Here is a 24,636-nt window from a genome sequence, read left to right as displayed (position 1 = left end):
CGGTATGACGTCGGTATCACGTCGGCAGGCCCAGCCCCTCGAACCAGAGCGCCCCATCGCGGTATCCACCCCGGATAAGCCGCCCCGGTTCGGTGACTTCGGGAAAGGCATCGGCCCAATCCCGGTAGCGGTCATTGGTGACGATGGGGGCCCCCACATCGCGCGCGACGGTCAAGAGGTAGCTGTCGGCGATCGTGCCCTTGGGCACGACCATCACCCAATCCTCGGCCAGCCCCAGATACCCGGCCATGGCGTCATCGTGTTTGTAGCGGCCCTTGAGCAGATAGCCCGCATTGGCATCAAAGATTACCCCCGGCGCATAGCCCATCCGCCGCAGATGCGCGATGACCTCGCGCAGCGTTGCGATCTGCGGGGTGTTGTCGCGCCAGTGCATGACGTTGGAGCCGTCGATCAGGATGCGGTTCGGCTCTGGCTCGGGCGCAGGCGGGGCCGTGATCCGGGCGACGAGCGCGCGCAGGAGCAGGATCAGCGCCGCAACGGTGCAAGGCCCCGCCAGCAGGATCAGATCGCCATACCCGGGCAGGATCAGCGCCACGGCAATGCCGATCAGGGAAAGGGTAAGGATCAGAACCGGAACAACCATGAGAGGTGTTTAGCGCGGGGGATGGGGAGGGGGAAGTGGGGGGGTTGGGGCGCGCCAAGTATGCGGGAGGGAATGACTGGTAAGACGGGTATAGTTAGTGACGGGGGTGCCGTGTTTGTGGGGTTGCCGGGACTTGAGTATGAACATCCACCTTGCGGGTGCTGGTACCAAAAGTCAGCAGCCCATCGCCCGTTTTATTTTTCGAGGGGTATGAGGCGACTTGCAGAGCCCGTTTCGAACGCGCAAGAAGACTTGGCCATTGCATGGGGCTTCTTCTTTCAAGTCGCCGTTTGCAATGCCTCTTTCAAGCGCCGCCAATTCATAGAAATCTGCCCTCCGATAATAAACGTACGACTTCGGCTTCCATAACCAAGGATGTTCATGTTCCAGAAGAATACACGTGGCGTCGCAAAGATCATTTGTCCAAGTCGTCACAGATACCAGCACGACTCGACCTTGAGCGTCAGGATCAGTGCACACGATATGGAGGTGCTTTTGATCACTGTTATGGTGCGTGCCGGACGGCACTAAGAGCGTCCCGGCTTTACAAACCAATGTTATAGACCCTTGAGAAATCTTACAGCAGAACCAGCGCTTTCCATTTCAGCCGCATGTTCTTTATGAAAGGGCACTCCAATAACGGCCAACATCTTTTCAAGTTCAATAGTCTTGGAATTCTGACCGGTTTCCTTTGGGTCTTCCCACTCCGGCACGTTGGCCTTGTCATGGGCATATTCTACAAGTTCCCATTGGGTCATGTCACCAAACTTTGCCCACACTGCCTCAAGCGTCGCAACATCAGCATCGCTGAGTTCGTCAAGGTCATCAATTGACATACTGTCCGAAGCGAGACCGACATTGTGGTCCGCGCGATCAGCAACAAATTCTGACCAACCGCCATCATACTTAGGAAAGACTTCACCCTTGATGTGGTTGTAGGTGTAGGAGTTAACCGGTCCGAGAGGCATGGACACACGGCGTTCCTCCAGCAGCGGAAAGCCACATCTTGCGATATTCTCACGATCCGCGAGATAAACAAGCTTAACCGCCTTCAAAACACTAATGCGCTTTTGCGCCGTCTTGAGTGCAAAAAACGCGACGATTTGAGATGCTTTGCGTGGGTTGTACATATCACACTCCTAAGCGTGAATTTAGTCTGCATCCCTATTCTGAACAAGATGTCGAAAGATTCTGTGAAGTAACTGTGGTCGCAAAACCACTTGATCTGAGCTCTCTCAGCGTAGCACCGCTACAAATTCCTGTTACCGCGCATCTATTTATATAGCGTCGGGAAAGTCCAAATTGGCGGCAGATTTTATGAGCAGCCGATGATTGCCCCCAGTGGAGTGCCACATTTTGTTCGAATGTCCGCAAGAGGTGCTGCGAACGCAGCATTCTCTTCCACTTTCAACGTCAAGAAAGGCCCCCCTCACAACACATACCTGCTTAAATCCGCCGACCGCATCAGCTCGCCCAAATTCGCCTCGACGAAGGCCGCGTCCACCGTCACGCTCTCGCCCGCGCGGTCGGGGGCGGTGAAGGAGAGTTCTTCGAACACCCGTTCCATGACGGTGTAGAGCCGCCGCGCGCCGATGTTTTCGACCGACTGATTGACCTCTGCCGCGATGTGGGCGAGGGCGGCGATGCCATCCTCAGTAAAGCTGACCGTCACCTCTTCGGTGCCCATGAGGGCGGTGTATTGCAGGGTGAGGGCGTTGTCGGTCTCGGTCAGAATGCGAACGAAATCACCTTCGGTCAGCGCGCGCAGTTCGACCCGGATGGGCAGGCGGCCTTGCAACTCCGGCAAGAGGTCTGACGGTTTGGCGATGTGAAAGGCGCCGGATGCTATGAAGAGGATATGGTCGGTCTTGACCGCGCCATATTTGGTCGAAACGGTCGTGCCCTCGATCAGCGGCAAGAGATCACGCTGCACGCCTTCGCGGCTGACATCGGCACCGCGCGCGTCCGACCGGGCGCAGACCTTGTCGATCTCGTCGAGAAAGACGATGCCGTTCTGTTCGACCGCCTCAAGCGCCGAGCGATGGACGGTTTCGTCATCAAGGAGCTTGTCGGCCTCTTCGCCAATCAGAAGCGCATAGCTGTCGGCGACGCTGACACGCTTGGTCGTGGTGCGCTGGCCGAACGCCTTGCCGAACAGATCGCCGAGATTCATCATCCCCATCTGGCCGCCGGGCTGGCCGGGAATATCCATCATGCCCATGGGGTTGGAGGTATCGGCCACCTCGATGTCGATCATGGTATCGTTCAGGAGGCCATCGCGCAGCTTCTTGCGGAACATGTCGCGGGTGGCGGGGCGGGCATCCTCGCCCGCGATGGCGGTGATCACGCGTTCCTCTGCGGCCTGTTCGGCGCGGGCCTTGACGTCTTCGCGCATCCAGTCGCGGGTCTGGGCGATGGCGCTGTCCAGAAGATCGCGGATGATCTGTTCGACATCACGGCCGACATAGCCGACTTCGGTGAACTTGGTCGCCTCGACCTTGATGAACGGGGCGCGGGCGAGTTTGGCAAGGCGTCTGCTGATCTCGGTCTTGCCGACGCCGGTAGGTCCGATCATCAGGATGTTCTTGGGGTAAACCTCGTCGCGCAGGTCGGGGCCAAGCTGCTTGCGCCGCCAACGATTGCGCAGGGCGACGGCGACGGCGCGCTTGGCGTCGCGCTGGCCGATGATGTAGCGGTCAAGCTCCGAGACAATCTCGCGCGGGGTCAGGTCGGTCATTTGGAAATCCTTTCCACCGTCAGCTTGCCATTGGTGTAGACACAGATATCGGCAGCGATGGCCATGGCACGGCGGGCGATATCCTCGGCACTCAGGTCGGGGTTTTCGGCAAGGCCACGCGCGGCGGCGAGGGCGTAGTTGCCGCCCGATCCGATGGCAGCCACGTCATGCTCTGGCTCGAGCACGTCGCCCGCGCCGGTGATGACATAGAGCTGATCGCCATCGGTGACGATCAGCATCGCCTCGAGCTTTTGCAGGTATTTGTCGGTACGCCAATCCTTGGCCAATTCCACACAGGCGCGTTGCAATTGGCCCGGCGTCGCCTCGAGCTTGGTTTCCAGCCGTTCGAGCAGCGTAAAGGCATCCGCGGTGGACCCGGCAAAGCCCGCCACAACCGGATGACCGCCGGGCGAGAGGCGGCGCACTTTGCGGGCGGTGCCCTTGATCACGGTCTGGCCAAGGCTGACCTGACCATCCCCTGCAACGACAACCTCGCCGCCCCTGCGCACGCCAATGATCGTGGTGCCGTGCCAACCGGGAAACTTGCTCTCGGACATATGATATTCCTTCCGTTTCGCGGCCCTATATGACTGTCGCGCCCAATGTTTACAACCTTTGCCCCGCTTTCAAGCCGCTTGAGCAAAGGAGTCTTGTGGATTAGGTCTTAAGCCATGATGCAGGGGCACCGTGCGCAGTTGTATTTTCCAAATCCGATGGACAAGCGCGCGAGAGCGGGTGACCATAATTTCGTGAACAAGCTGCAAAAGGCGCTGGCGCTGTCGGGGTGGACCCTGGATATTTGCACGGCTGGCCCGGTGGACACTTTGGCCGCCGCGGACGCAGACGACTATGCCCTCTTCTTGATGCAGGAACCAGCGCATGCCAAGGGGCTCAGCCTGCGGGTTGCCTATATCATGCCATTCTGGCGGATCGAGCGAACGGCTGAGCGATGGAATTTCGATGTCGCCCATGCGGCGTTTGATCCCAGCCAGATTGATCCGGCAGAGGCCGCGCGCTTTGCCAAATATTGGGCCAAGCGGAAGTTTGACTTAAACCCCGACGACAGCCGTCGCGACGGGACAATTTATGTGGCTCTGCAGGGGCATATCGGCGAGCGGCGCTCGTTTCAGGTGGCGTCGCCGCTCAAGATGCTGCGCGAAACGCTGTGCCGGGCAGACGGCAGGCGGGTGATCGCAGGGCTGCATCCCAAGGAGCATTACTCGGACGCAGACATGCGGAAGCTGGAGGAGTTGCGCCGCGCCCACCCTCTGTTGGAGGTGACCACAGGCGGGATGGAGACGCATCTGCGCGACTGTGATTTCGTGGTGACTGAAAATTCGTCGGTCGCGCTGATGGCTATGTTCTTTCGCAAGCCCGCGATTGTTTTTGCCAAGATAGATTTTCATCACGTCACGCTGAACGTGGCCGGGATTGGCGTGGACAGGGCCTTTGATCTGGTCGCGGGGCATGCGCCGGATTGGGACAAATACCTGCTCTGGTTTCTCAAGCTCACGTCCATCAACGCCGGTGCGCCAGAGGCATCGGACCAGATCGCCGCCCGGCTGAGGGCGCTTGGCTGGCCATTGGAGTAGTGGCCGGTTTCACCCCAGCATGTCGCGGGCGACCTGATGAAAGATCCGCGCACCGATGGGGATGAGATCATCGGGGAAATCGTAATCGGGATTGTGCAGCGCGGCATGCGCGGTGCCCGCGCCAAGGAACAGCATCGCCGCCTTGGCACGATGACCGAAGCGGCCAAAATCCTCGGAGGCGCGCATCGGCAGACCGCGACCGTCATGGGGCACCTGCAACGCATCGAGCGCGCGGCGCAAGATCAGGGTCGCCTCGGGGTGGTTTTCGCAATGGGCGAAAATGTCGTGATAGGTGATCTCGGTCGTCAGCCCCTGCGCCGTGGCCGTATCCATCACCAGCGTCGTCGCGGCATCGCAGAGCGCCTGCATGCCGCCGTCGGTCAGCGTGCACAGCGTGACGTAGAATGTCGCATCGCCCGGCGCGATGCCGAAGGCGGGGGCCCCCATCTGGGCATGCGTGACCGTGGCCAGCGTGAAATCGCGGTCTTGGGGCGTGCCGTGGCTGAGGGCCGTCAGCGCCGGCATGAGATGCGCCAATGTGTGCATTGGAGAGCGGCCATTTTCCGGCTCTGACGCATGAGCGGATTTGCCGGTCAAGGTGACGGCCATGCCGCGCGAGGCGCAATTGACCGGGCCGGGAATAAGGCCCACATGACCGAGCGGCAGACCGGGCATATTGTGCAGGGCAAAGGCGTAATCGGGTGAAATAGTCTCGAAATCCGGATCGCTCAACACGGCCTCTGCGCCTGCGCCGGTTTCCTCGGCGGGTTGAAAGAGCAGCACGACGCGACCCCGCGCAGGACGCTGACGCGACAAGAGGCGCGCGAGCGCCAGAAGCACCGTCATATGCCCGTCATGGCCACAGAGATGCCCCGTGCCTGGCACGGTCGAGCGGTGGGGCAGATTGCCCTGTTCGGTGATCGGCAGCGCGTCGAGTTCGCAGCGAAAGAGGATCGTGGGGCCATGGTCTTGGCCCTGATAGACCGCCGCCACGCCATGCCCGCCGAGCCCGGTCAAGAGCCGGTCGGGTGAGTGCCCCAAGAGCGCGTCGGTGATGCGCCCGGCGGTGCCCTGCTCTTGGCCCGACACTTCGGGGTGTTGGTGCAACAGGCGGCGCAACGCGGTCAACTCGGTGATATCGGCATTGGTCAGGGTCATGGGACAATCATGCGGGTTTTGCGGGCAAAGAAAAAGGGCCGCGACAGGCGCGACCCTTACACGACGTAGCTGGTCGTCTCAGATGCTGTCTTCGATCCAGCTCTGCAGGGCCGCCTTGGGGGCGGCACCAGCGCGGTTCGACACAACCTGCCCATCCTTGAAGATGAAGAGCGCCGGGATGCCGCGCACGCCCATGGCGACGGCGGAATTGGGATTGCTGTCCACATCGACCTTGACGATCTTGACGCGGCCGGACATCTCAGACGACAGTTCTTCCAGAACCGGGCCGATCTGTTTGCAGGGGCCGCACCATTCGGCCCAGAAATCCACCACGACGGGAATGTCGGAATTCTTGACTTCGGCGTCGAATGTGGCGTCGGTGACGGCAACGGTGGCCATGATATGTCTCCTAGTGGTCAGGGTTTCGGTCGTGAACCTATGGAGCCGGGCGCGGCACGTCAAGCGATGGTGGTGGATTCCAGCGCCCTGGTCACAAGATCGTGGGGTAAGGGCATGAGCGTCGCGGTGCGGGTCCAGAGAATTGCCGTGTCGATGCGATGATCCGGGTAAAGCTGTGCGAGCGCATGGGCATAAGCCCCCATCTGCCGGAGGAGCGCATCGGGGCAATCGGTCACGGTGTCAGGCACCAGCGCGTTGGTCTTGAAGTCCACCGCGAGGATGCGGGTATCTTCGATGATCAGGCGGTCGATCACGCCATGGATGCGCCGCCCCTGAAGCGGCGCGAGATTGGCGGTGATCGGCACCTCCGTCAGGGCTGTGGGGGTGAAGAGCGACGACAGGCTGGGCCGGGTCAGCACCTTGTCCGCTTCTGCAAGCAGGAGTGAGAGTTCTTCACCCGAGGCGGCATCACTGCCGTTGGAGAGGAGGCGCGCGGCGGTGGCGGGCCAGTCGGCGGCAGGCACGGTGGGCAGGAACTCGAGCAGGCGGTGGATCTGGCGACCGCGCCGTTTGGCGGCCTCTTCATCCAGCCCGCGTTCGCCGGGCAGCGCCTTGGCCCCGCCCAACTCCGAAGGGCTGAGCGTTTTGATGCGTGCAGGGAGCGGGGCGGGGCGCTGAAAGAGCGGATCAAGGGTGATTGTCTGAGGGGGCGCAGGGGGTGTGAACTCAGTCTCTCTTTCGGCCCAAAGACCATGATCGAGACGCAAACCGGGACCATGGGCAAAGCTGTGAGGTTGCGCGCCCGCTGCCAGCATCCCGCGCTGCACCTTGTCATACCAGGTGTCGCCCTGCTTGCCCAAATCGCCGTGGGCGGCGACGATCAACCACGTCTCGGCCCGGGTCATGGCAACATAGAGCAGGCGGTCACGTTCAGCCAGCAGCGCGCGCCGTTCGGCGTCGATCGCCTCGGCTAGCGTCGGTGGCATATCATCGGCACGCCCGGTCCAGAGGGCATGCCCCGCTTGCGTCACGATCTGCGGCGCGTTGGGCATACGCCACACGCCGCATTCGGGCAGGATCACGACGGGTGCCTCAAGCCCCTTGGCCCCATGCACGGTCATCACGCGGATGCGGTTGCCGGCGCTGTCGAGTTGGCGCTTGATCTCGAGGTCGTCGGTCTCCATCCAGACCAGAAATCCGGTGAGACTATCGACCGCGCGGCGTTCATAGGCCATTGCCTGCGCCAGCAGCGCGTCGATGCCATCCTCGGCCTCGGTTCCCAGACGCGCGAGCAGGCGGCGGCGGCCATCGTGGCGGGTCAGGATACGCTCGATCAGGTCATAAGGGCGCAGGAAATCGGCATTGTCGAGCAGGTCGCGCAGGATCGCCATGGTCTCGGGATAGTCGGCGGCGCGGGCGCGAAACTCCTCCCAGAGGTAGGGGTGGTCGCGCCCTTGGGCGAGGTCGTAAAGCTGCGCCTCGGACCAACCGAAAAGCGGTGAGCGCAGGGCGGTGGCGAGCGCCAGACTATCCTCGGGCGTGGCGAGAAAGGACAAGAGAGCCTCGAGATCGCGCACCGCAAGCTCTGCCCCGACCTTGAGCCGGTCGGCCCCGGCGATGGGCAGGCCCTGTGCCTTGCATTCACGGATGATCTCGTGAAAGAGCGCGGAACGACGGCGCACGAGGATGAGGAAATCACCCGGTTGCACGGCACGAAAGCCGCTGGGCGATTTCGGGTCGGGGATCGCCTGTCGCGCGGCGATCATGTCGCGCATGGCGGCCGCCACCTGCCGCGCCAACAGGATGGCGGGATCATTGGAGGCGCGGATGTCCACCGGCATGTGCCAGGGGGGTGTTTCCTCTTCCTCCGGCTTTGCGACAATCGGCCAGAGATCGACGCGGCCAGGGAGCGTGTCGAAAAAGGCTTTGTGACCCTCTTCCGGTGTAAAGCCGCTCTCGCTGCTCTGGTCAAAGCAGCAATCGACGGTGGTCAGGATCGCCCGCGACGAGCGAAAGGAATAGGCCAGAACGCGCGCTTGCAAGGGACGGTTGGTCGCCCCCAAACGCAGGCCGAATTCATGCTGCATGCGGTCGAATTCACGCGGATCGGCCCCCTGAAAGGAATAGATCGACTGTTTCTTGTCGCCCACGACAAAGATGGTGCGGGCCACATCGGCGCGCGCGCCTTCGCCGCTGGTGAATTCCTGCGCCAGACGCTCGATCACTTGCCATTGCACCGGGCTGGTATCCTGCGCCTCGTCCACGAGAATATGGTCGATGCCGCCATCGAGGCGGTAGAGGACCCACGCGGCGACCGCCGGGTCGGTCAAGAGATCACGGGCGCGCAAGATCAGGTCGTCGAAGTCGAGCAGGCCGCGGAGCTGTTTGGCGCGTTCATAGGCTGGCAGAAAGGCGCGGGCGAAGTCATGCAAGGCGCGGGTTTTCTGCATGGCGAGGAGGGCAAGGCGCGCGGGGCGTGTATCCTCGACGCGCAGCATCCATTGCTCGATCTGCGACATGACGTGGGCGAGAGTGCCTTGGGTCGCCTTGGTCGGGAAAGAGCCTAACTTGGCGGAAAATGGCGATTTGGCGCTCTTGCCGGTGAGAAAGACGTCCTCGAGAAGCGGGAGGGCGCCGACATCGAGCGCGCTGATCCGCGCCAGTTTGGCGGCTGCCGAAACGTCATTGGTAGACCCGGCCCGAAGGGCAGGCAGGAGGTGATCAAGCAGCGCCTGCTCGTTGCCCAGAAACACCCGGTCCCGGATCGTTTCAGGGCTAAGATCCTCGGGCTGATCGAAGAGAGCGGCGAGGTCGGCGTTGCTCAGCGGTTGCGAGAATCCGGTGCGATAGCGCACGATCTCGGCGGTCAGTTTTTCCAGAGTTTCGCCGGAATAGTGTCTGGCAAGCGCATAGAATGTCGCGGCCTGCGGCCCGGCGGCCAGTTCCTCGACAATCTCGGCGCGCAGGAGGGTGGCGGTGCGGTCCTCCATTTCCGTGAATTGCGGTGTGACACCGGCCTCGAGCGGAAAGCGGCGCAAGAGGGAGGCGCAAAAAGAGTGGATCGTCTGAATCTTGAGCCCACCCGGCGTCTCGATCGCGCGGGCAAAGAGGCGGCGGGCCTCGCGCAATGTTCGATCCGTGATCTCGCCCTCGTGGCCCAGAAGGCCCAATTCCTGCTTGAGATGGCCATCGGCCAGCATTGCCCAAGCGCCGAGGCGGCGAAAGAGGCGGTTTTGCATCTCGCTCGCGGCGGCCTTGGTATAGGTGAGGCACAGGATGTGCTGCGGATCGACCCCGTCAAGCAAGAGCCGGGCCACCCGGTCGGTCAGAACGCGCGTCTTGCCCGAGCCTGCATTGGCCGCGAGCCATGTCGAAAGGTCGGGGCGTGCGGCCTCGACCTGGGCTTGGGTGGCGGCGTCACGGGCGGTCATTGGCCCACCTTGGTCACTTGGGGAGGATTGGTCAGATCCCATTCGCCATAACGGGCGAGTTGGTCGTAATCGCCATCCTCATCGGCATTGCGCGGTGCGCGACGGGACGTATAGCCCTTATCAGGGTCTAAATAGGCTGAAATCAGCGCGTGAAACTCGGACCAGATTTTCTCGGGTGGCTCTGCGTCGAGCGGCGCGTCGAGTTCTTTGGGGGGGCTGCCCAACCCGATGAACACCGCGCGGGCCACGCGGCTTGGCCCCATATCGGCAAAACCCGCACGCGTGGCAATCGCGGCCTCAAGCAGCAATTGCTTGTCAAAACTGGTCTGTTCCTTGGCCGTGGGCGGCGTGCCGGTCTTGTAATCATAGATATGCACCTGCCCCAGATCATCGAGATCGAGCCGGTCGGCCTTGGCCGAGAGGGTAAAGCCCAGATCGGGCAGGGTGGCGCGGCCCTTGGCCTCAAACGCGACGGGATGCGCGCGGGCGCGGCGGGCGAACTCCGTCTCGATGAACCAGTCCGCCACCCGTTCCAGCCGCGCCAACCAGAGCGCGCGCGCCTCGGCCCAAGGGACGTTTTCGGCCAGAACAGTCTCTGCATGTTGCATCAGAGTGGCATGGGTGCACTGCGCGGGATGCTCTAGCGTTTCGCGAATGAAGCCCTCGAGGACTTCGTGCAGCACCGTGCCGCGCAAGAGAGCGTCTGGCGTACGCATCAACGGATCGAGCCTGCGCAGGTTGAGGATATGGCGGGCATATATGGCGTAGGGATCACGGATCAGACGCTTGATCTCGGTCACGCTCAGGTGATCGGGGCGCACAGCGGCGGGAGGTGCGGGTGCCGGACGCGCGGCGCGCGCCACAACGCCGGGGTCCTCAAGGGCCGCGGCGCGGTCGAGCCAGAGGCGACCACGCGCGCGCATCGCGTCAATCGCCGCTGGCCCGCCCTGATCCGGCAGGCCAGAGAGCAGGTTCAGGATGCGGTTGAGCCAGCGCGACACAACGGTTTCCGCATCCGCAGACCGTACGGACCGGGTAAGCCAGACCTCGGGCGCGGCAATCGCCTGTTGAAAATCATGCGCTGAGAGGCCGATGCGCCGCTCTGGCAGCAAGAGACCCACCTGATGACGCAGGGCGCGATTGAGCCATGGGTCGGGTTTGGGGCTTTCTGGCCAACTCCCCTCATTCAGCCCGGCAAGGATCAAGAGATCGGCCCCCTGCACACGCGCTTCGAGCGTGCCCCAGATGAGGATCTGGGGGTGCGGATCGACCGGGTTACGCACCTCGCGTGCGCTCAGGATCTTGTGAAACAGGCTGGAATAGTCACTGGCGCTGAGCGCGCCTGCATGATGTGCCTCGGCCCGAAGTTCGGTCACGGCTTTTTGCGCCTCTTGTCCGGCATCCTTGAGCCAGAGGGTCCCGGAGCCTTTACCACGGCAGCCCTGGGCGATCTTTTCGGCCAGCTCCAGATGCACCGCAACGCTGGTTTGCAGCGGCATTTCGCCGGAATAGTCCCTGTTTACAAAGCAAGCGCAGAGCCAGTTCACCCAATCGGGGGCGAGGGAATCCTTTTGCCCGGTGCCCCAGGCGCGCAGGCTGTCTTCGGTCGGATAGGGTGGGCCGTGGCGGCGCAGGTGCAATTCCAGCTCGCGCGTGAGGCGCAGATGTGGGCCACGCTCTGCCCCCTGATGCGCCAGAGGATGCTTGAGCAGGGTCAAAAGCGACTCGGCGCTCAGCCGATTGCGGAAGAGATCGGCGACGTGGCGCAGAAAGCGCCCCGGCGGCGACAAGTGCAGCGGCAGACCCGCGCTGTCATCGGGCAGAATATCCCAGCGGTCGAGAGCGGCGGTCACTTGACGGGTAAGGGTCCGATCCGGGGTGATGAGGGCGGCGGTGCGCCCGTCCTCGGCCGCTTGGCGCAGGCGCATGGCGATGGCCAGCGCCTCTTGTCGCTGCGATTGGGCCTCGACTAGGGTCACATCGGCCATGGCCCCGGCAATGTCCGCCAGATGCGGGCCATCGCGCAGCCATTGATCGGTCACAGGCGCGGGGCGCAGGGCGAGCGACACCAGCGCATTGCGCGCCGGATTGGGGGCAGCCGTGTCGGACCAGGGGCGGATGTCCGCGGGCATGATCCCGCCTCCCGCCGCCACACGGCAAAACCGGTACTGCGGGTGATCCTCGGACAGCATGGCGTCGCCCAGCGCCTCCCAGACCGCGCCGGGCATGTCGAAATCAAAGCCGGGCAACACCACCGCCCCTTGCGGCAGGCGCGCGACCGCCTGCATGAGATATTGCGTCGCCCCGCGCGACCCGGTCGAGCCCGCAAGAATCACAGGGTGCGTTGGCGGGGTTTGAGCCCAGAGGGACACCAGCCGTTCGATGACAAGGCGCTGACGGGTTTCCACATCGGGGGCGGCACCGCCTGCCTCGAAATAATGGCGGACGATGCCAAGGAAGGATTTGATCCGCGCCCAATGGCCGGATTGGTCGGAAATATCCAGCGCTTCGATAGCCTGCGGCGACACGCCTTCGCCGTGCATTTCATCCATCAGCCCGGCAAGGCTATTGGAAAGGTCGTAAATCGCGCTGCGCGGGGCAAGATCGGGGGCATTGTCGAGAAGCGTGGTGATCAGCTGCACCAGCTCCAGCCTGCGGCGCAGAGGCGGCACCGGATCGGGGATATGGGCCAGATCCCAAAGCTCTCCGAGATCGGTCAAAAGGCTGATGCGCGGCAAGAGGCACGGCGGGCCCTGGTCGAACAACTCGCGGATGCGGCGTGCCATGCGGCGGGTGTTGACGATGAGCTGCACGCGCGCAAGGGTTTCGGGCGGCTGGCCCAGGTGGCGTGCGCGCAAGCCGTCGACCAACGCACGGGGGAAATCCACCCCGGGGGGCAAGCCGTAGAAGCGGGGGGTGTCCGAGCGATCAAACATCGGGAGCGGCAAGCAGGGTTTCGGCCAGCGCGATTCCCTCGGGGCGGCCGACATCGCACCACTGGCCCGGGTAATCTGCGGCATGGAGCCGGCCATCGGCAAGCATCATGTCCCAGAGGCGGTTGAGGGAAAAGGCCCGCTCGGGAATGGTCTGGAGCAGATCGGGTTTCACGATCTGAAGCCCGGAATAGACAGAGCCCGCGCCACGTGTCGCCCTCCCGTCCGGGGCAATCTGAAAATCCCCGGCACCGCTATGGCCCACGGCCTGCGCACGCGGGATGCACAGCAAGAGCGCATCCATCTCGGCGGGGCGCCAGAGCGCCGCCAGGTGATCAAGCGGGTTTGGACCGCGCCAGACCGCATCGGTATTCATGGTAAAGACCGGGCCGGGGCCAAGCAGCGGCAAGGCGGCGCGCAGCCCGCCGCCAGTCTCAAGGATCTCGGGCGTTTCATGAGAAAGGCGGATGTCACGCCCCGCCAGATGCCGCGCCAGTTGATCGGGCAGGTAATGCAGGTTGACCACCACCGGGGCGGCGCCATGCGCGGTCACAAGATCGAGCGCATGGTCGATGAGCGGGCGACCCGCCACCTCGATCAGGGGTTTGGGCCGGGTCGCGGTCAGCGCCCCCATGCGCGTGCCGAACCCGGCGGCAAACAGCATCAGCGGCAGGCTCATGACGCGCAGTGCGCGCGAAGGCGCTCTCTGATGGCGGATGTCGGCGCAGGCAGGGCGGCGCGCAGGAGATCGGCCACCGGCGATAGGGTCGGGTGGTCGAGATCCCGTTGCAGATGATCCCAGACGCGCGGCATGAGGTCGACGTAATGCGCCTTGCCATCACGCAGGCAGAGCCGGGCAAAGACGCCGAGGATCCGCAGATTGCGCTGCGCGCCAAGACAGTGATAGGCCGCCTCGAAGATGGTCTGATCAGTGCCAGTCGCGGCACAATAGCGTGCGATCATCGCAGTCTCGATCAGGGGGGGCACATCGCGGCGCGCGTCTTGCAGCACCGAGACCAGATCATAGGCACGGTGCCCGGTCATTGCGTCCTGAAAATCGAGCAGACCGACGCGGGCCGCGCCGATGCGTTCTGGCAGCCAGAGCAGGTTTTCGGCATGATAGTCGCGCAGGACGATCACATCGGTGGTCGCGGCGTGCTGACGCAAGAGCCGTTGCAGCGCGGCGAGCACCTCGGCGCGCTGCGGACTGTTATCCCCGGTAGCGCCAGTAAGATACCAGTCAAAGGCCAAGGCCGCCATGTCGGTCATCGTCTCCGGCCCATAGGGTTTGAGGCCCTCGGGCGGCGGCGCGCGGTGCAAGTCGATCAGAACGTCGGTGGCCGCAGCATAAAGCTGATCCTCCATTTGAGGGGCAACGGGGATCACACGGGCAAAGAGCGCATCACCCAAGTCTTCGAGAATGAGAAAGCCGCGCGACTCGTCCTGTGCCAGAATCTGCGGCGCGCTGAGGCCAAGACCGGTCAGATAGCGGGCGATATGCAGAAAGGGGCGCACATCCTCGCCGCGCTCGGGCGGGGCATCCATCAGCACGGCCGTCGTGCCGGTTGAGGGATGGGTAAGGCGCAGGTAGCGCCGGTTCGAGGCGTCCCCCGCCAGCGGGGCAATCGCCGCCCCGGCCCAATCGGTCGCGGCGATGAACGCCTGCATCAAGGCGCTGCGGTCAGTCATTCAGAACCTCCTTCAGTCGCTGTGCCCAACTGTCATCCTGCCAAGCGATCCGCAAGAGGCGGTGATCCTCTGCACCGGGATTTGGCAGCGGTTCAAACTCCAGCCAGAGGGCGCCGGGCGGGGCCATATCCCCGAGCCGGTCAGGCCATTCAATCAGGCAGATGGCCTCTGCGAAGGCTTCGGTCAGCCCCAGTTCGATCAGGTCCATCGCATCGCCAAGGCGATAGAGATCGGCGTGCCAAATCTCGGCCCCCTGCCCCTGATAGGTCTGCACCAGCGTATAGGTGGGCGAAGGCACATCCTCGGGCGACAGAAGCAGGGCCTGGATCAGGCAGCGCGCAAAATGCGTCTTGCCCGCGCCGACACCGCCCGACAGCAGGAGCGTATCGCCCGGCCGGAGCCGGGGCGCCAAGGCGTGCGCCAAGGCGCAGGTCGCATCGGGGCTGGCAAGGAGGATCTGGGCGCAGGGATCGGACATGCCCCGACACTACACGCGCCGCGCCTGCCCGCAACCCGTCTCAACGCAGAGGCAGGCCCACGCGGTCGGCCTCGGCGATGGCGCGATCCTTGAGACAGAGCATGGATTGCCCCCGCCCAAGCGGCACGACACGCAGGTCAGCCCCGGCCTGACCCGGCGACACGGCGCGATCATGGAGGGTTGCAACCAGACGCCGGGTTGCGATGCGATCCTCGACCTCGGGCCAAAGGCCGGGATCGGGGTAGCGCGCCGCGCAGGCGGCGATGACATCATGCAGGCCCATCTCGGCAAAGCTCGAATCCGGGTCAACCCCCAGCATCTCGCCAAATGCGGTGTTGCAAAAGAGCAGGCGGCCATCCTGCGCGAGCACGGCAATGCCCTCCTCCAGACGGTCGATCACGGATTGGCGCAGGTCCATCTGCAGCCGGTGACGCCGGGTTGTCGACACCTCAAGCGAGATATCCTCGAACAGAAAGGCCACGGCGCCATCGGGATGGGGCCGCCCGGTAACGCGGTAGGTCTGGCCCGAAGGCAGGGTCCAGACCTCGTGATAGAGACCGCCCGCAGCACTCTTGACCATATCGGTGATCTGGCTACGCCAGCTTGCGTAATTCTTGGGTTCGGGCATCACTATCCGGTCGCGCAGGGCATCGAAAAAGCCAAAGAGGCTGGGCCGCGCGCTCAGGAATTCAGGGGGCAGACCCGTGAGATCCGTGAGCGCGGGATTGAAAACCGCAAGCATCATGGCCCGGTCAAAGACCACGAGACCGGTGGTGAGGTCGGCAAAAGTCTTGCTCAACGTCTGGACAAACTCGCGTTGCAGCGTTTCGGCACGAACAAGGCGGGTGATGTCCTGCGCGTGGTGGACACAGCCCATCGCGGTGCGGGTTACATGCAGGTCATAGACATGATCCTGATCGCCCGACTCGCCGGCAAGACGGAGCCGCGCACAGGAGGTGTCGCCCACATCCGGCGGAAAGTCGGGGCGCGCGGTCAGATGCGTAACATGGGCGGGCGGCACTGCGCCGGCGCTGTCATTTTGCCAGAGGATGGAACCGGCGCCATCCATGATCCAGATCGGGGTGGGCGCACGCTCGGCGGCCAAAGACCGGGAGAGAAGATCGTGACGCTCGCTTGCGAGGGCGTGGCAGGCGGCTGCGTCAACGGGGGCCGTGTCACGCAGCACGGCGCGCAGGCTATCTCGCTGCCGGATGAGGGTGAGGGCCGCGCCATCCTCGGCCTTCAAGAAGATGCTCTGGCCTGCGTGCATGTCGTCGTGATGTTGCGGCAGATCGCCAAACCGAAAACCCATCCAGTGGCAAAAGCGCGACCAATCGCTAACCTCTGTCGCGGCCTCGGGCAAAGACAGGCAGCGGGCATCGTGATCGACCAGCACGCCATCGCGAAAGAGAAAGGCCACATCGCGCGGGCCCGGTACCGCTTGCGCGCGCCGGCTAAGAGGGCTGGGGCGGCCCATCAGCCAGAGAATACCCAATGACAATAGAAGCGCCAAAGGCACAAGAACGGCGATATCCGAAGCAGCCATGGCAAACATCTACATCCCTCGCAGGCGGGTTCCGAGACCAAGCTTGGCCCAGAGTGGTTAAGAGGGTATTAACGCCGACCGGGGATCATCCGCGCAAAGGCTGATTGAGGCCCAAGGCGGGGTTGAGAGCCCCGGATGGGGCCTCGAGCGCGTCGCGGGGCCAGGACACCTCGACCAAGGCGCCGGTGCGCGCGGCACGGCTGGCCTCTTTGCGAAAGGAATCCGAGCCATTGGCAAAGGTGAGATCGGCGCCTGACCGTTCCAGCAGGGTCTTGGCGATGAATAGACCTAGGCCCATGCCCTCGTATTCCGGGCGCTGTGGGTCGTTGGCGGGGGCGCGGCGGCGGATGTAAGGATCGCCGATGCGCCCCAGCATGTCGGGCGGATAGCCGCGCCCGTCATCCATGATGCGCAGGGTGATTGTATCCGCGGTCCAGCCGCTTTCGACCCAGACATTGTCACGGGCGAAATCCACGGCGTTCTGGATCAGGTTGCGCAGGCCGTGGATCACCTCGGGTCGGCGCAGCACCGTGGGTTGGCTGGTCAAATCCTCTGGCCCGTGGTCGAAATGTATGTGTTTGCCGCGCGCGATATGCGGCTCTGCCGCCTCTTCGATGAGCGCGGTGAGGGGGGCGCTGCGCAGGTGCAGATCATCCTTGCCCACGCGCCCCATGGAACGCAGGATGTCGCGGCAGCGATCGGTCTGCTGCACGATAAGCAGAGCATCCTCGCGCAGGTCCGGGTAGTCAGCGAGTTCCTCGGCCAATTCGGCACTGGCCAGTTTGATCGTGGCCAGCGGCGTGCCCAGCTCATGCGCGGCGGCGGCCACCACGCCGCCCAGATCGGTCAGTTTCTGTTCGCGCGCCAAGGCCATTTGCGTCGCTTGCAGGGCGTCGGACATGGCGCGCATTTCCTGCACGATCCATCGCGAATAGACCCCGAGGAAAAGCACCGCGATAACAATCGCCACCCAGTTGCCAAAGCGGAATACATCCGGCATCGCCAGAACGAAACCGTCCTGAAGCCGCAGTGGCAAGTAGAATTGCATCAAGAGCGTGACGATCATGATCGCCATCGCGCCGAGAAAAGCGGTGGAGCGCCCCGAGAGCGCGGAGGCCGACACCGTGACCGGCCCCACAATCAGGATCGAAAAGGGATTGTGCAGCCCGCCCGTGAGATAGAGCAATAGCCCCAGTTGCAGCATGTCGAAGAGCACGACCTGAAAAGTATCCTGTTCCGACAGGCGCTTGTTCTCGGCAAAGACGAAGGAAGCCACCAGATTGCTGACGATGGAAACACCGATCACCAGAAAACACAGGCCGATTTCGAGATCGAGCCCATAGACCCGCTCGGCGATGATGAGGGCGGTCGCCTGCCCCACGATGGCCCACCAACGCAAAAGCACCAGCGTGCGCAGGCGAATCCAGTTGCCGCGTTGCGGGGATTTCAAGGGTTCTGGCGAGAGTTCAACCATATGTGCGCCTGCGTCCCATTGCATGCGAGAGGTGGGATGATACATAGGCAGCGTCGCACTCTGACCCCACGAACGCAAGGACATCCCATGACCCGATTGATCGCCATTGCCGCTGGATTAGCCGCCATCCTCGGGCTGGGGATCACCTATGCCATGACCATGATGAAGGGAGACGACGACCAGTTTGCGCAGTGCCGGGCGTCGAATGTCGCTGGCGGGGTGTCGCAGATCGGCGGTGCGTTTACACTTGTCAGCGAGACCGGCGAGACCGTGACCGACAAAGAGGTGATCGACCAGCCGGCGCTGATCTATTTCGGCTATACGTTCTGCCCTGATGTCTGCCCGCTCGACAATACGCGCAATGCCGAGGCGGTCGATCTGCTCGAGGACCGTGGTGAAATGGTCAAGCCGGTGTTCATCTCGATTGATCCCAAGCGGGACACGCCCGAGGTGATGGCGGAATACACCGACTATGTGCACCCCCGCCTGCTTGGCCTGACCGGCAGCGAAGAACAGGTGCGTGCCGCCTCAAAGGCCTATCGTACGTTTTTCCAGGCGCATCAGCCAACCGAGGGCGAAGAGGATTTCTATCTCGTGGACCATTCCACGATGACCTATCTGTCCCTTCCCGAGCATGGCTTTGTCGAGTTTTTCCGCCGTGACGTGACCGCAGAGCAAATGGCTGATCGCGTTCAATGTTTTCTTGACGCTCGTTAGAATAGCGCGTTTGTTTGACGCAGGTCAGGCTGCGGGCTAGAACCTGTGTCAGAATGGCGGAGCGGGAGGGACGGCATGACCGACGAGATACAGGATATCGGTGAAGATAGGTCTCTTCTGCTTGTGGATGATGACGAGGCGTTTCTGAAACGTCTGGCCAAGGCGATGGAAAAGCGCGGTTTCGAGGTTGAAACGGCAGGATCGGTCGCGGCCGGGCGCGCGATTGCCACGGCGCGCCCCCCCGCCTACGCGGTTTGCGATTTGCGGCTCGAGGATGGCAACGGGCTCGACGTGGTCGAGGTGATCCGCGAAAAACGCCCCGACAGCCGGATCGTGGTGCTGACGGGCTATGGCGCGATTGCAACCGCTGTTGCGGCGGTCAAAATCGGGGCCACGGATTACCTGTCCAAGCCAGCGGATGCCACCGACATCACCAACGCCCTCTTGGCCAATGGCGCCGACCTGCCGCCGCCCCCCGAGAACCCGATGAGCGCCGATCGGGTGCGATGGGAGCATATCCAGCGGGTCTATGAACTTTGTGATCGCAACGTGAGCGAAACCGCTCGTCGCCTCAATATGCACCGCCGCACCTTGCAGCGCATCCTCGCCAAGCGGTCGCCCAAGTAAGTTTGCACCGCGCCGGGGTGCGATTTGATCATTTAGCGTCAACAGACTATATTTTTAGCTAAGATTGTTTCTCAAAAGCCCGTATTAAACATTGAGGAATAATGTAAGGCCGTTCCGGGCAGGCAACAGGACGTGATTTTTGGGGGCATGGCAGTCATATCGGATGCGGTTGCGGCGCAAACGGGCGAAGATTCGCGCGTTTCGCAAGCATTTTTCGCTTAATCCGGTGATCAACCGCACCGATCGGATCAAGCCGGGCGATGTGTTGTTATTTTCAACCATGCGTGACGAGCATATTCGCCTGCCCTATTTCCTGCGCTATTACCGCGAATTGGGGATTTCGCACTTTCTGATCGTGGATAATGACAGCACCGATGGTGGCGCGGAATATCTGGCGGCGCAAGAGGATGTGTCGCTATGGTCAACCAAATCGAGCTACAAGCGCGCGCGGTTCGGGGTGGATTGGCTCAACTGGTTACAGGGCAAATATGGCCATGGTCATTGGACGCTGGTCGTCGATCCTGATGAATTCTTCATCTATCCGTTCTGCGATACGCGCCCCATTCGGGCGCTGACCGATTGGCTGGATACCTCTCAGGTCAAATCCTTTGGCGCGATGCTGCTCGATATGTATCCCAAGGGGCGGATTGATGCGGTTCCCTATCAGCCGGGGCAAAACCCGATAGAGATTGCCGCATGGTTCGATCCCGGTAATTACATCATCGAAAAGAATAAGTTTTACGGCAATCTCTGGATTCAGGGCGGGCCGCGGGCGCGGGTGTTTTTCCCGGACAACCCCAAAAAGGCGCCGGCGCTGAACAAGACACCGCTGGTGCGGTGGGACCGGCGCTATGCCTATGAAAGCTCGACCCATATGATCCTGCCGCGCGGTCTGAACCTGACCTATGACGAATGGGGCGGGGAAAAGGCGAGTGGCATCCTGCTCCATGCCAAGTTTCTGGACACCTTTACCGTCAAGGCGGCAGAGGAACTGACCCGCCGCCAGCATTATTCCGGCAGCGTCGAATACAAGGCCTATGCAGAGTTGGTGAAGGACAATCCCGAACTTTGGTGCAAATGGTCGGAAAAATATATAAACTGGCGACAATTAGAAATTCTCGGGTTGATGTCCAAGGGGAACTGGGCATGAGCACGGGGACGGGAACAGGGACAGAATGAGCGTCGGCATCATCATGCTGGTTCATACGGCCTTTGGTCGCGCCGAACAGGTGGCGCGCCACTGGGCGGCCTCAGGCTGTCCGCTGGTTATCCACGTCGATAAGGCAGTCCCACGCAAGACCTACAATGCCTTTGTGCAGGCGCTCTCGGACATGAGCGATGTGCGCTTTGCCCCGCGCCATCGGTGTGAGTGGGGCACCTGGGGGCTGGTCGCGGCAACACAGGGGGCCGCTGAGATCATGCTGCGCGACTTCAAAGCGGTGCGGCATGTGTATCTTGCCTCTGGTTCGTGCCTCCCGTTGCGCCCGGTGCAAGAGTTGATCGATTATCTGGGAAAGCGGCCACATACCGATTTCATCGAGAGTGCCACAACGGCGGACGTGCCTTGGACCATCGGCGGCTTGGATCAAGAGCGATTCACGCTGAGGTTTCCGTTTTCCTGGCGTAAGAACCGCTTTCTCTTTGACAAATACGTCGCGCTTCAAAGGCTGGTGCGGTTCAAGCGGCGCATTCCCAACGGTATCGTGCCGCATATGGGAAGCCAGTGGTGGTGTCTGACGCGGCAAACGCTATCCGCCATTCTGGAAGACCCGGAGAGGCGGATCTATGACCGTTATTTCTCCAAGGTGTGGATTCCCGACGAGAGCTATTTTCAGACCCTGGCGCGGCAATATTCCCGCCAAATCGAGAGCCGGTCACTGACGCTGTCGAAATTCGACTATCAGGGCAAGCCGCATATTTTCTATGATGATCACCTGCAACTCTTGCGGCGCTCCGACTGCTTTGTCGCGCGCAAGATCTGGCCCTTTGCCGACCGTCTTTATGAGGCGTTCTTGACCGATCAGGCCAGTGCGATGAAGCGGACAGAGCCGAACCCCGGCAAGATCGACCGCATTTTCGCCAAGGCGGTGGAGCGGCGCACGCGCGGGCGCCCCGGTCTCTATATGCAGAGCCGGTTTCCGGTCGAGGGGCGCGAGAACGGACTAACCTGCGCACCCTATTCGGTGTTCGAGGGTTTCAGCGATCTTTTCGAGAATTTCGAGCCGTGGCTGGCACGGATGACCGGCATGCGGGTGCATGGCCATCTCTTTGCGCCGGAACGGGCCGAATTTTCCGACGGGCAGATGGTGATGAACGGGGCGCTGTCAGACAGTGCCGCGCTGCGCGATTACAACCCGCGCGCCTTTCTGGCCAATCTGATCTGGAACACGCGCGGCGAGCGGCAATGTTTCCAGATGGGACCACGCGATGTGCTGACGGATATCGAGTGGGATATTGTCCGCGACCCCAACGCGCAGGTTTCGGTGATTTCGGGGGCTTGGGCGGTTCCACTCTTCAAATCCAACGCCAATTTCTCGGACATCCGGCGCGAGGCGGCACAGTTGCAGCGGATAGAGAGCAAGCATCTGGAGGTGCTGCGCTCGCAATGGATCAAGGCACGGGTGCGCATCTGGACCATGGCCGAATTCATCGAGGCCCCGATGGAGCCATTGCAAACAATCATCGACGAAATTGGCCAGCAGAACCTGCGCGGTTTGGCCGAGGTGCCGCGCATGGCCGATCTGACCGGCTTTGGTCAATTCCTGCAAAACCTCAAGAATCAAGGGATGCACCCCTATGTGATGGGGGATTTTCCGGTGGAGCAGGGGATAAACGAACCGCAGAACAATCCCCGCAAACCCTATCTTGTGCGATAAGGCCGAATGACAGGCAATTTTGATTATTTCGTGGTGTTCGCAGAGATGCGCACCGGGTCCAATTTTCTTGAAAGCAACCTGAATGCCTTTGACGGGATCGAATGCCATGGCGAGGCGTTCAATCCGCATTTCATCGGCTATCCCAACAAGACAGAGCTCTTGGGGTTGACCCAAGCTGAGCGGGACGAGGTGCCAGAGCGGTTGATCGGCGCAATCAAGGGGCAATCACAAGGCATCGGCGGGTTTCGCTATTTCCACGACCACGACCCGCGTATTCTGGATCTGATGCTCGACGATCCGCGCTGCGCCAAGATCATCCTGACACGCAACCCCGTCGAGAGCTATGTGTCGTGGAAGATTGCGCAGGCCACGGGACAATGGAAGCTGACCAATGTCAAACGCCGGCGCGACAGCAAGATCACCTTTGATCCAGAAGAGTTCGAGCTGCATGTGGGCCGGCTGCAGGCGTTTCAGGTGTTGCTGCTGAACCGGCTACAGGCCGCGGGGCAGACGGCGTTTTACGTGGCCTACGAGGATCTGCAAAACCTCGAGGTGATGAACGGTCTGGCGCGCTACCTGGGCTGCGAGACGCGGCTCGAGGCGCTCGATGCTTCGCTCAAGAAGCAGAACCCTGAACCACTGGAAAGCAAGGTCGAGAATTTCACGGAGATGGAGCGGGCGCTGGCGGGGCTCGATCCGTTCAACCTGACGCGCACCCCCAATTTCGAGCCGCGACGCGGCGCGGCCGTGCCCGGATTCGTCAGCGCGGCACGCGCGCCCTTGCTCTATATGCCGGTGCGCTCCGGTCCCGAGGCAGAGGTTTGTGCGTGGCTCGCGTCACTGGACAATGTGCCGGTAGACACCTTGCCCACCAAGCTCAATCAAAAGGCGCTGCGGCAATGGATGCGGCGCAAGGGAGGGCATCGACGCTTTACCGTGTTGCGACACCCGGTGGCACGCGCGCATGCTGCCTTTTGCGACAAAATCCTGATCAAGGGACCGGGATGCTATCGCGACATTCGCCGCACGCTGCGCAATTTTCACAAACTGCCGATTCCCCAAGGGGATTTGGATGCGAGTTATGATCGCGCCGCGCATCGAGAGGCGTTTGCCGCCTTTCTGCGGTTTCTCAAGGCAAATCTCGCGGGACAGACCGGCATAAGGGTGGATGCCCATTGGGCGACGCAGGCCGCCGTACTTGAGGGATTGGCGGACTTCGCCCCGCCCGACATGGTGGTGCGGGAAAGTGAAATGGCGGGGTATCTGACCGCCTTGGCCCGGCAGGTGGGCTATTCCAAGGCTCCTTCCCCGGCCAACGCGCGCGACACCGCACCCTTTCCACTGGCCGAGATCTACGATGCCGAAATCGAGGCTCTGACGCGCGACGCCTATTTACGCGACTACATGACCTTTGGCTTTGGCGATTGGGCGTGACAGCGCCGTGCCTCACGCAAGGGTGACGCGGGCAGTCTGTGCAGGGGCGGCGGAATGTGGGAGAGTTTGGGGCAACTGTCCTCTGACCGGAGCCTCATATGCGCCTTGTCTCTGTTCTTGCCCTCTGTCTGGCTCTTGCTGTGCCGCTGAGGGCCGCACCGCTCTGCGGTAATCCTGAGACGCCCTGCGAGACGCCGAATGGCAGCTATCACATCGCCCTGCCCAAAGGAACCGGGCCGCATCCGGTGATGATCTTTTTGCATGGGCACGGCGGGCGCGGCGGGCCAATGGTTGAGGGTGCCACCGCACGGGAGGCCACCGCGCGCGGCTATGCCTATATCGCGCCTAACGGGCTGATCCGTATGGGGCGCACGCGCCCCAGCTGGAATTTCCACCCGGATTTTCCGGGACAGCGCGATGAGGCGGCGTTCCTGCAAGAGGTGATGCAGGATGCCGCCGCACGCTTTGACATCGACCCAAAGCGCAGTCTCCTGGCTGGGTTTTCGATCGGCGGGTCTCTCACCAGCTATATCGCCTGCGCCACACCGGACGCCTTCAGCGCCTATGCCCCGGTGTCCGGCAGCTTTTGGCGACCGCATCCGACTGGCTGCGCCGGGCCTGTGCGGCTTTTGCATACGCATGGCTGGCGCGACGAAGTGGTGCCGCTCGAGGGGCGCGTGATCCGTCAGGTCATGGGGCGTGATTTTGCCCAGGGTGACGTGTTTCATGCCATGAGCCTGTGGCGCGCGGCCAATGGCTGTGACAATTACCGCGCCGACAGGTTCGAGACCTCGGGCGATTTCCTGCGCCGAAGTTGGACCCGCTGCGCCCCCGGTTCCGCGCTAGAGTTCGTGCTGTTCGACGGGGGGCATAGCGTGCCGAAAGGCTGGTCCACCATGGCGCTCGACTGGTTCGAGACGCTCAAGGGACCCGGCCAGTAG

Annotated in this window: 20 protein-coding genes; 7 read left to right on the top strand and 13 right to left on the bottom strand. The window is 62.3% G+C overall.

Translation table 11 applies throughout. The features are described from left to right. Nucleotides 1–16 precede the first annotated feature (16 nt). The 4 genes from AACZ65_RS03200 to hslV all read right to left on the bottom strand — a co-directional run bounded on the left by AACZ65_RS03200 (nucleotide 17) and on the right by hslV (nucleotide 3,898). Nucleotides 17–604: a hypothetical protein gene (locus AACZ65_RS03200; RefSeq protein ID WP_339667938.1), complete on the bottom strand. Its 588-nt coding sequence runs from the start codon at nucleotides 602–604 to the stop codon at nucleotides 17–19. A gap of 557 nt (nucleotides 605–1,161) precedes the next feature. Then, nucleotides 1,162–1,734, bottom strand: coding sequence for a Panacea domain-containing protein (locus AACZ65_RS03195; RefSeq protein ID WP_339667936.1), 573 nt, complete (start codon nucleotides 1,732–1,734; stop codon nucleotides 1,162–1,164). Nucleotides 1,735–2,033: 299 nt separating this feature from the next. Further along, nucleotides 2,034–3,341, bottom strand: a complete 1,308-nt coding sequence (gene hslU, locus AACZ65_RS03190; protein WP_339667934.1) for an ATP-dependent protease ATPase subunit HslU — start codon at nucleotides 3,339–3,341, stop codon at nucleotides 2,034–2,036. After that, the gene (hslV, locus tag AACZ65_RS03185; protein WP_037270365.1) at nucleotides 3,338–3,898 is read right to left on the bottom strand and encodes an ATP-dependent protease subunit HslV; all 561 of its coding nucleotides are present in this window, start codon (nucleotides 3,896–3,898) and stop codon (nucleotides 3,338–3,340) included. Before hslV ends, hslU begins: the two co-directional genes overlap by 4 nt. Nucleotides 3,899–4,090: 192 nt before the next feature. Here hslV and AACZ65_RS03180 point away from each other — a divergent pair, with 192 nt between their 5' ends. After that, entirely contained in the window at nucleotides 4,091–4,933 is an 843-nt protein-coding gene (locus tag AACZ65_RS03180; RefSeq protein ID WP_339667931.1) for a hypothetical protein, read from the top strand. 9 nt (nucleotides 4,934–4,942) lie between these two features. On the opposite strand, the gene AACZ65_RS03175 is transcribed toward AACZ65_RS03180, so the two are convergent. From AACZ65_RS03175 to AACZ65_RS03135, 9 genes are all read right to left on the bottom strand, one after another. Further along, entirely contained in the window at nucleotides 4,943–6,091 is a 1,149-nt protein-coding gene (locus AACZ65_RS03175) for an amidohydrolase (protein ID WP_339667928.1), read from the bottom strand. Between the two features lie 78 nt (nucleotides 6,092–6,169). After that, nucleotides 6,170–6,490: a thioredoxin gene (gene trxA / locus AACZ65_RS03170; protein WP_008279716.1), complete on the bottom strand. Its 321-nt coding sequence runs from the start codon at nucleotides 6,488–6,490 to the stop codon at nucleotides 6,170–6,172. A gap of 59 nt (nucleotides 6,491–6,549) precedes the next feature. Then, nucleotides 6,550–9,921, bottom strand: coding sequence for a double-strand break repair helicase AddA (addA, locus tag AACZ65_RS03165; RefSeq protein WP_339667920.1), 3,372 nt, complete (start codon nucleotides 9,919–9,921; stop codon nucleotides 6,550–6,552). Beyond that, nucleotides 9,918–12,857 (bottom strand): double-strand break repair protein AddB, encoded by a 2,940-nt coding sequence (gene addB, locus AACZ65_RS03160; protein ID WP_339667918.1) that lies wholly within the window; start codon nucleotides 12,855–12,857, stop codon nucleotides 9,918–9,920. Before addB ends, addA begins: the two co-directional genes overlap by 4 nt. Then, nucleotides 12,850–13,533 carry a nucleotidyltransferase family protein gene (locus tag AACZ65_RS03155; protein WP_339667916.1) on the bottom strand — a complete coding sequence of 228 codons (684 nt, stop codon included), beginning with the start codon at nucleotides 13,531–13,533 and terminating at the stop codon, nucleotides 12,850–12,852. The genes addB and AACZ65_RS03155 overlap by 8 nt, the downstream gene beginning before the upstream one ends. Next, nucleotides 13,530–14,543, bottom strand: coding sequence for a phosphotransferase (locus AACZ65_RS03150; RefSeq protein WP_339667914.1), 1,014 nt, complete (start codon nucleotides 14,541–14,543; stop codon nucleotides 13,530–13,532). The genes AACZ65_RS03155 and AACZ65_RS03150 overlap by 4 nt, the downstream gene beginning before the upstream one ends. Beyond that, nucleotides 14,536–15,021 carry a tRNA (adenosine(37)-N6)-threonylcarbamoyltransferase complex ATPase subunit type 1 TsaE gene (tsaE, locus tag AACZ65_RS03145; protein WP_339667912.1) on the bottom strand — a complete coding sequence of 162 codons (486 nt, stop codon included), beginning with the start codon at nucleotides 15,019–15,021 and terminating at the stop codon, nucleotides 14,536–14,538. The genes AACZ65_RS03150 and tsaE overlap by 8 nt, the downstream gene beginning before the upstream one ends. 40 nt (nucleotides 15,022–15,061) lie before the next feature. Beyond that, nucleotides 15,062–16,567 (bottom strand): PAS-domain containing protein, encoded by a 1,506-nt coding sequence (locus AACZ65_RS03140; protein WP_339667910.1) that lies wholly within the window; start codon nucleotides 16,565–16,567, stop codon nucleotides 15,062–15,064. Nucleotides 16,568–16,652: 85 nt separating this feature from the next. After that, entirely contained in the window at nucleotides 16,653–18,041 is a 1,389-nt protein-coding gene (locus tag AACZ65_RS03135; RefSeq protein ID WP_339668019.1) for an ActS/PrrB/RegB family redox-sensitive histidine kinase, read from the bottom strand. A gap of 87 nt (nucleotides 18,042–18,128) precedes the next feature. Between AACZ65_RS03135 and AACZ65_RS03130 the strand changes: the two genes are divergently transcribed. The 6 genes from AACZ65_RS03130 (at nucleotide 18,129) to AACZ65_RS03105 (ending at nucleotide 24,636) form a co-directional block, all read left to right on the top strand. Then, nucleotides 18,129–18,758, top strand: a complete 630-nt coding sequence (locus tag AACZ65_RS03130) for an SCO family protein (RefSeq protein ID WP_339667908.1) — start codon at nucleotides 18,129–18,131, stop codon at nucleotides 18,756–18,758. Nucleotides 18,759–18,833: 75 nt separating this feature from the next. After that, nucleotides 18,834–19,385 (top strand): ActR/PrrA/RegA family redox response regulator transcription factor, encoded by a 552-nt coding sequence (locus tag AACZ65_RS03125; RefSeq protein WP_037270382.1) that lies wholly within the window; start codon nucleotides 18,834–18,836, stop codon nucleotides 19,383–19,385. 163 nt (nucleotides 19,386–19,548) lie between these two features. Next, the gene (locus AACZ65_RS03120; protein ID WP_037270384.1) at nucleotides 19,549–20,535 is read left to right on the top strand and encodes a glycosyltransferase family 2 protein; all 987 of its coding nucleotides are present in this window, start codon (nucleotides 19,549–19,551) and stop codon (nucleotides 20,533–20,535) included. 25 nt (nucleotides 20,536–20,560) lie between these two features. Beyond that, nucleotides 20,561–22,261: a beta-1,6-N-acetylglucosaminyltransferase gene (locus AACZ65_RS03115; protein ID WP_339667902.1), complete on the top strand. Its 1,701-nt coding sequence runs from the start codon at nucleotides 20,561–20,563 to the stop codon at nucleotides 22,259–22,261. A gap of 6 nt (nucleotides 22,262–22,267) precedes the next feature. Next, entirely contained in the window at nucleotides 22,268–23,695 is a 1,428-nt protein-coding gene (locus tag AACZ65_RS03110) for a sulfotransferase family 2 domain-containing protein (protein WP_339667900.1), read from the top strand. Between the two features lie 98 nt (nucleotides 23,696–23,793). After that, nucleotides 23,794–24,636: a PHB depolymerase family esterase gene (locus tag AACZ65_RS03105; protein WP_339667898.1), complete on the top strand. Its 843-nt coding sequence runs from the start codon at nucleotides 23,794–23,796 to the stop codon at nucleotides 24,634–24,636.

The sequence above is a fragment of the uncultured Roseovarius sp. genome (genome assembly GCF_963972555.1).
Lineage (GTDB): Bacteria > Pseudomonadota > Alphaproteobacteria > Rhodobacterales > Rhodobacteraceae > Roseovarius > Roseovarius mucosus.
This window is presented reverse-complemented; position numbering and strand designations above follow the sequence as displayed.

Bases quoted from the DNA above. Each gene is read 5' to 3' on its own strand.
- AACZ65_RS03200 (WP_339667938.1), bottom strand. From the start codon at position 604: ATGGTTGTTCCGGTTCTGATCCTTACCCTTTCCCTGATCGGCATTGCC.
- AACZ65_RS03195 (WP_339667936.1), bottom strand. From the start codon at position 1,734: ATGTACAACCCACGCAAAGCATCTCAAATCGTCGCGTTTTTTGCACTC.
- hslU (WP_339667934.1), bottom strand. From the start codon at position 3,341: ATGACCGACCTGACCCCGCGCGAGATTGTCTCGGAGCTTGACCGCTAC.
- hslV (WP_037270365.1), bottom strand. From the start codon at position 3,898: ATGTCCGAGAGCAAGTTTCCCGGTTGGCACGGCACCACGATCATTGGC.
- AACZ65_RS03175 (WP_339667928.1), bottom strand. From the start codon at position 6,091: ATGACCCTGACCAATGCCGATATCACCGAGTTGACCGCGTTGCGCCGC.
- trxA (WP_008279716.1), bottom strand. From the start codon at position 6,490: ATGGCCACCGTTGCCGTCACCGACGCCACATTCGACGCCGAAGTCAAG.
- addA (WP_339667920.1), bottom strand. From the start codon at position 9,921: ATGACCGCCCGTGACGCCGCCACCCAAGCCCAGGTCGAGGCCGCACGC.
- addB (WP_339667918.1), bottom strand. From the start codon at position 12,857: ATGTTTGATCGCTCGGACACCCCCCGCTTCTACGGCTTGCCCCCCGGG.
- AACZ65_RS03155 (WP_339667916.1), bottom strand. From the start codon at position 13,533: ATGAGCCTGCCGCTGATGCTGTTTGCCGCCGGGTTCGGCACGCGCATG.
- AACZ65_RS03150 (WP_339667914.1), bottom strand. From the start codon at position 14,543: ATGACTGACCGCAGCGCCTTGATGCAGGCGTTCATCGCCGCGACCGAT.
- tsaE (WP_339667912.1), bottom strand. From the start codon at position 15,021: ATGTCCGATCCCTGCGCCCAGATCCTCCTTGCCAGCCCCGATGCGACC.
- AACZ65_RS03140 (WP_339667910.1), bottom strand. From the start codon at position 16,567: ATGGCTGCTTCGGATATCGCCGTTCTTGTGCCTTTGGCGCTTCTATTG.
- AACZ65_RS03135 (WP_339668019.1), bottom strand. From the start codon at position 18,041: ATGGTTGAACTCTCGCCAGAACCCTTGAAATCCCCGCAACGCGGCAAC.
- AACZ65_RS03130 (WP_339667908.1), top strand. From the start codon at position 18,129: ATGACCCGATTGATCGCCATTGCCGCTGGATTAGCCGCCATCCTCGGG.
- AACZ65_RS03125 (WP_037270382.1), top strand. From the start codon at position 18,834: ATGACCGACGAGATACAGGATATCGGTGAAGATAGGTCTCTTCTGCTT.
- AACZ65_RS03120 (WP_037270384.1), top strand. From the start codon at position 19,549: ATGCGGTTGCGGCGCAAACGGGCGAAGATTCGCGCGTTTCGCAAGCAT.
- AACZ65_RS03115 (WP_339667902.1), top strand. From the start codon at position 20,561: ATGAGCGTCGGCATCATCATGCTGGTTCATACGGCCTTTGGTCGCGCC.
- AACZ65_RS03110 (WP_339667900.1), top strand. From the start codon at position 22,268: ATGACAGGCAATTTTGATTATTTCGTGGTGTTCGCAGAGATGCGCACC.
- AACZ65_RS03105 (WP_339667898.1), top strand. From the start codon at position 23,794: ATGCGCCTTGTCTCTGTTCTTGCCCTCTGTCTGGCTCTTGCTGTGCCG.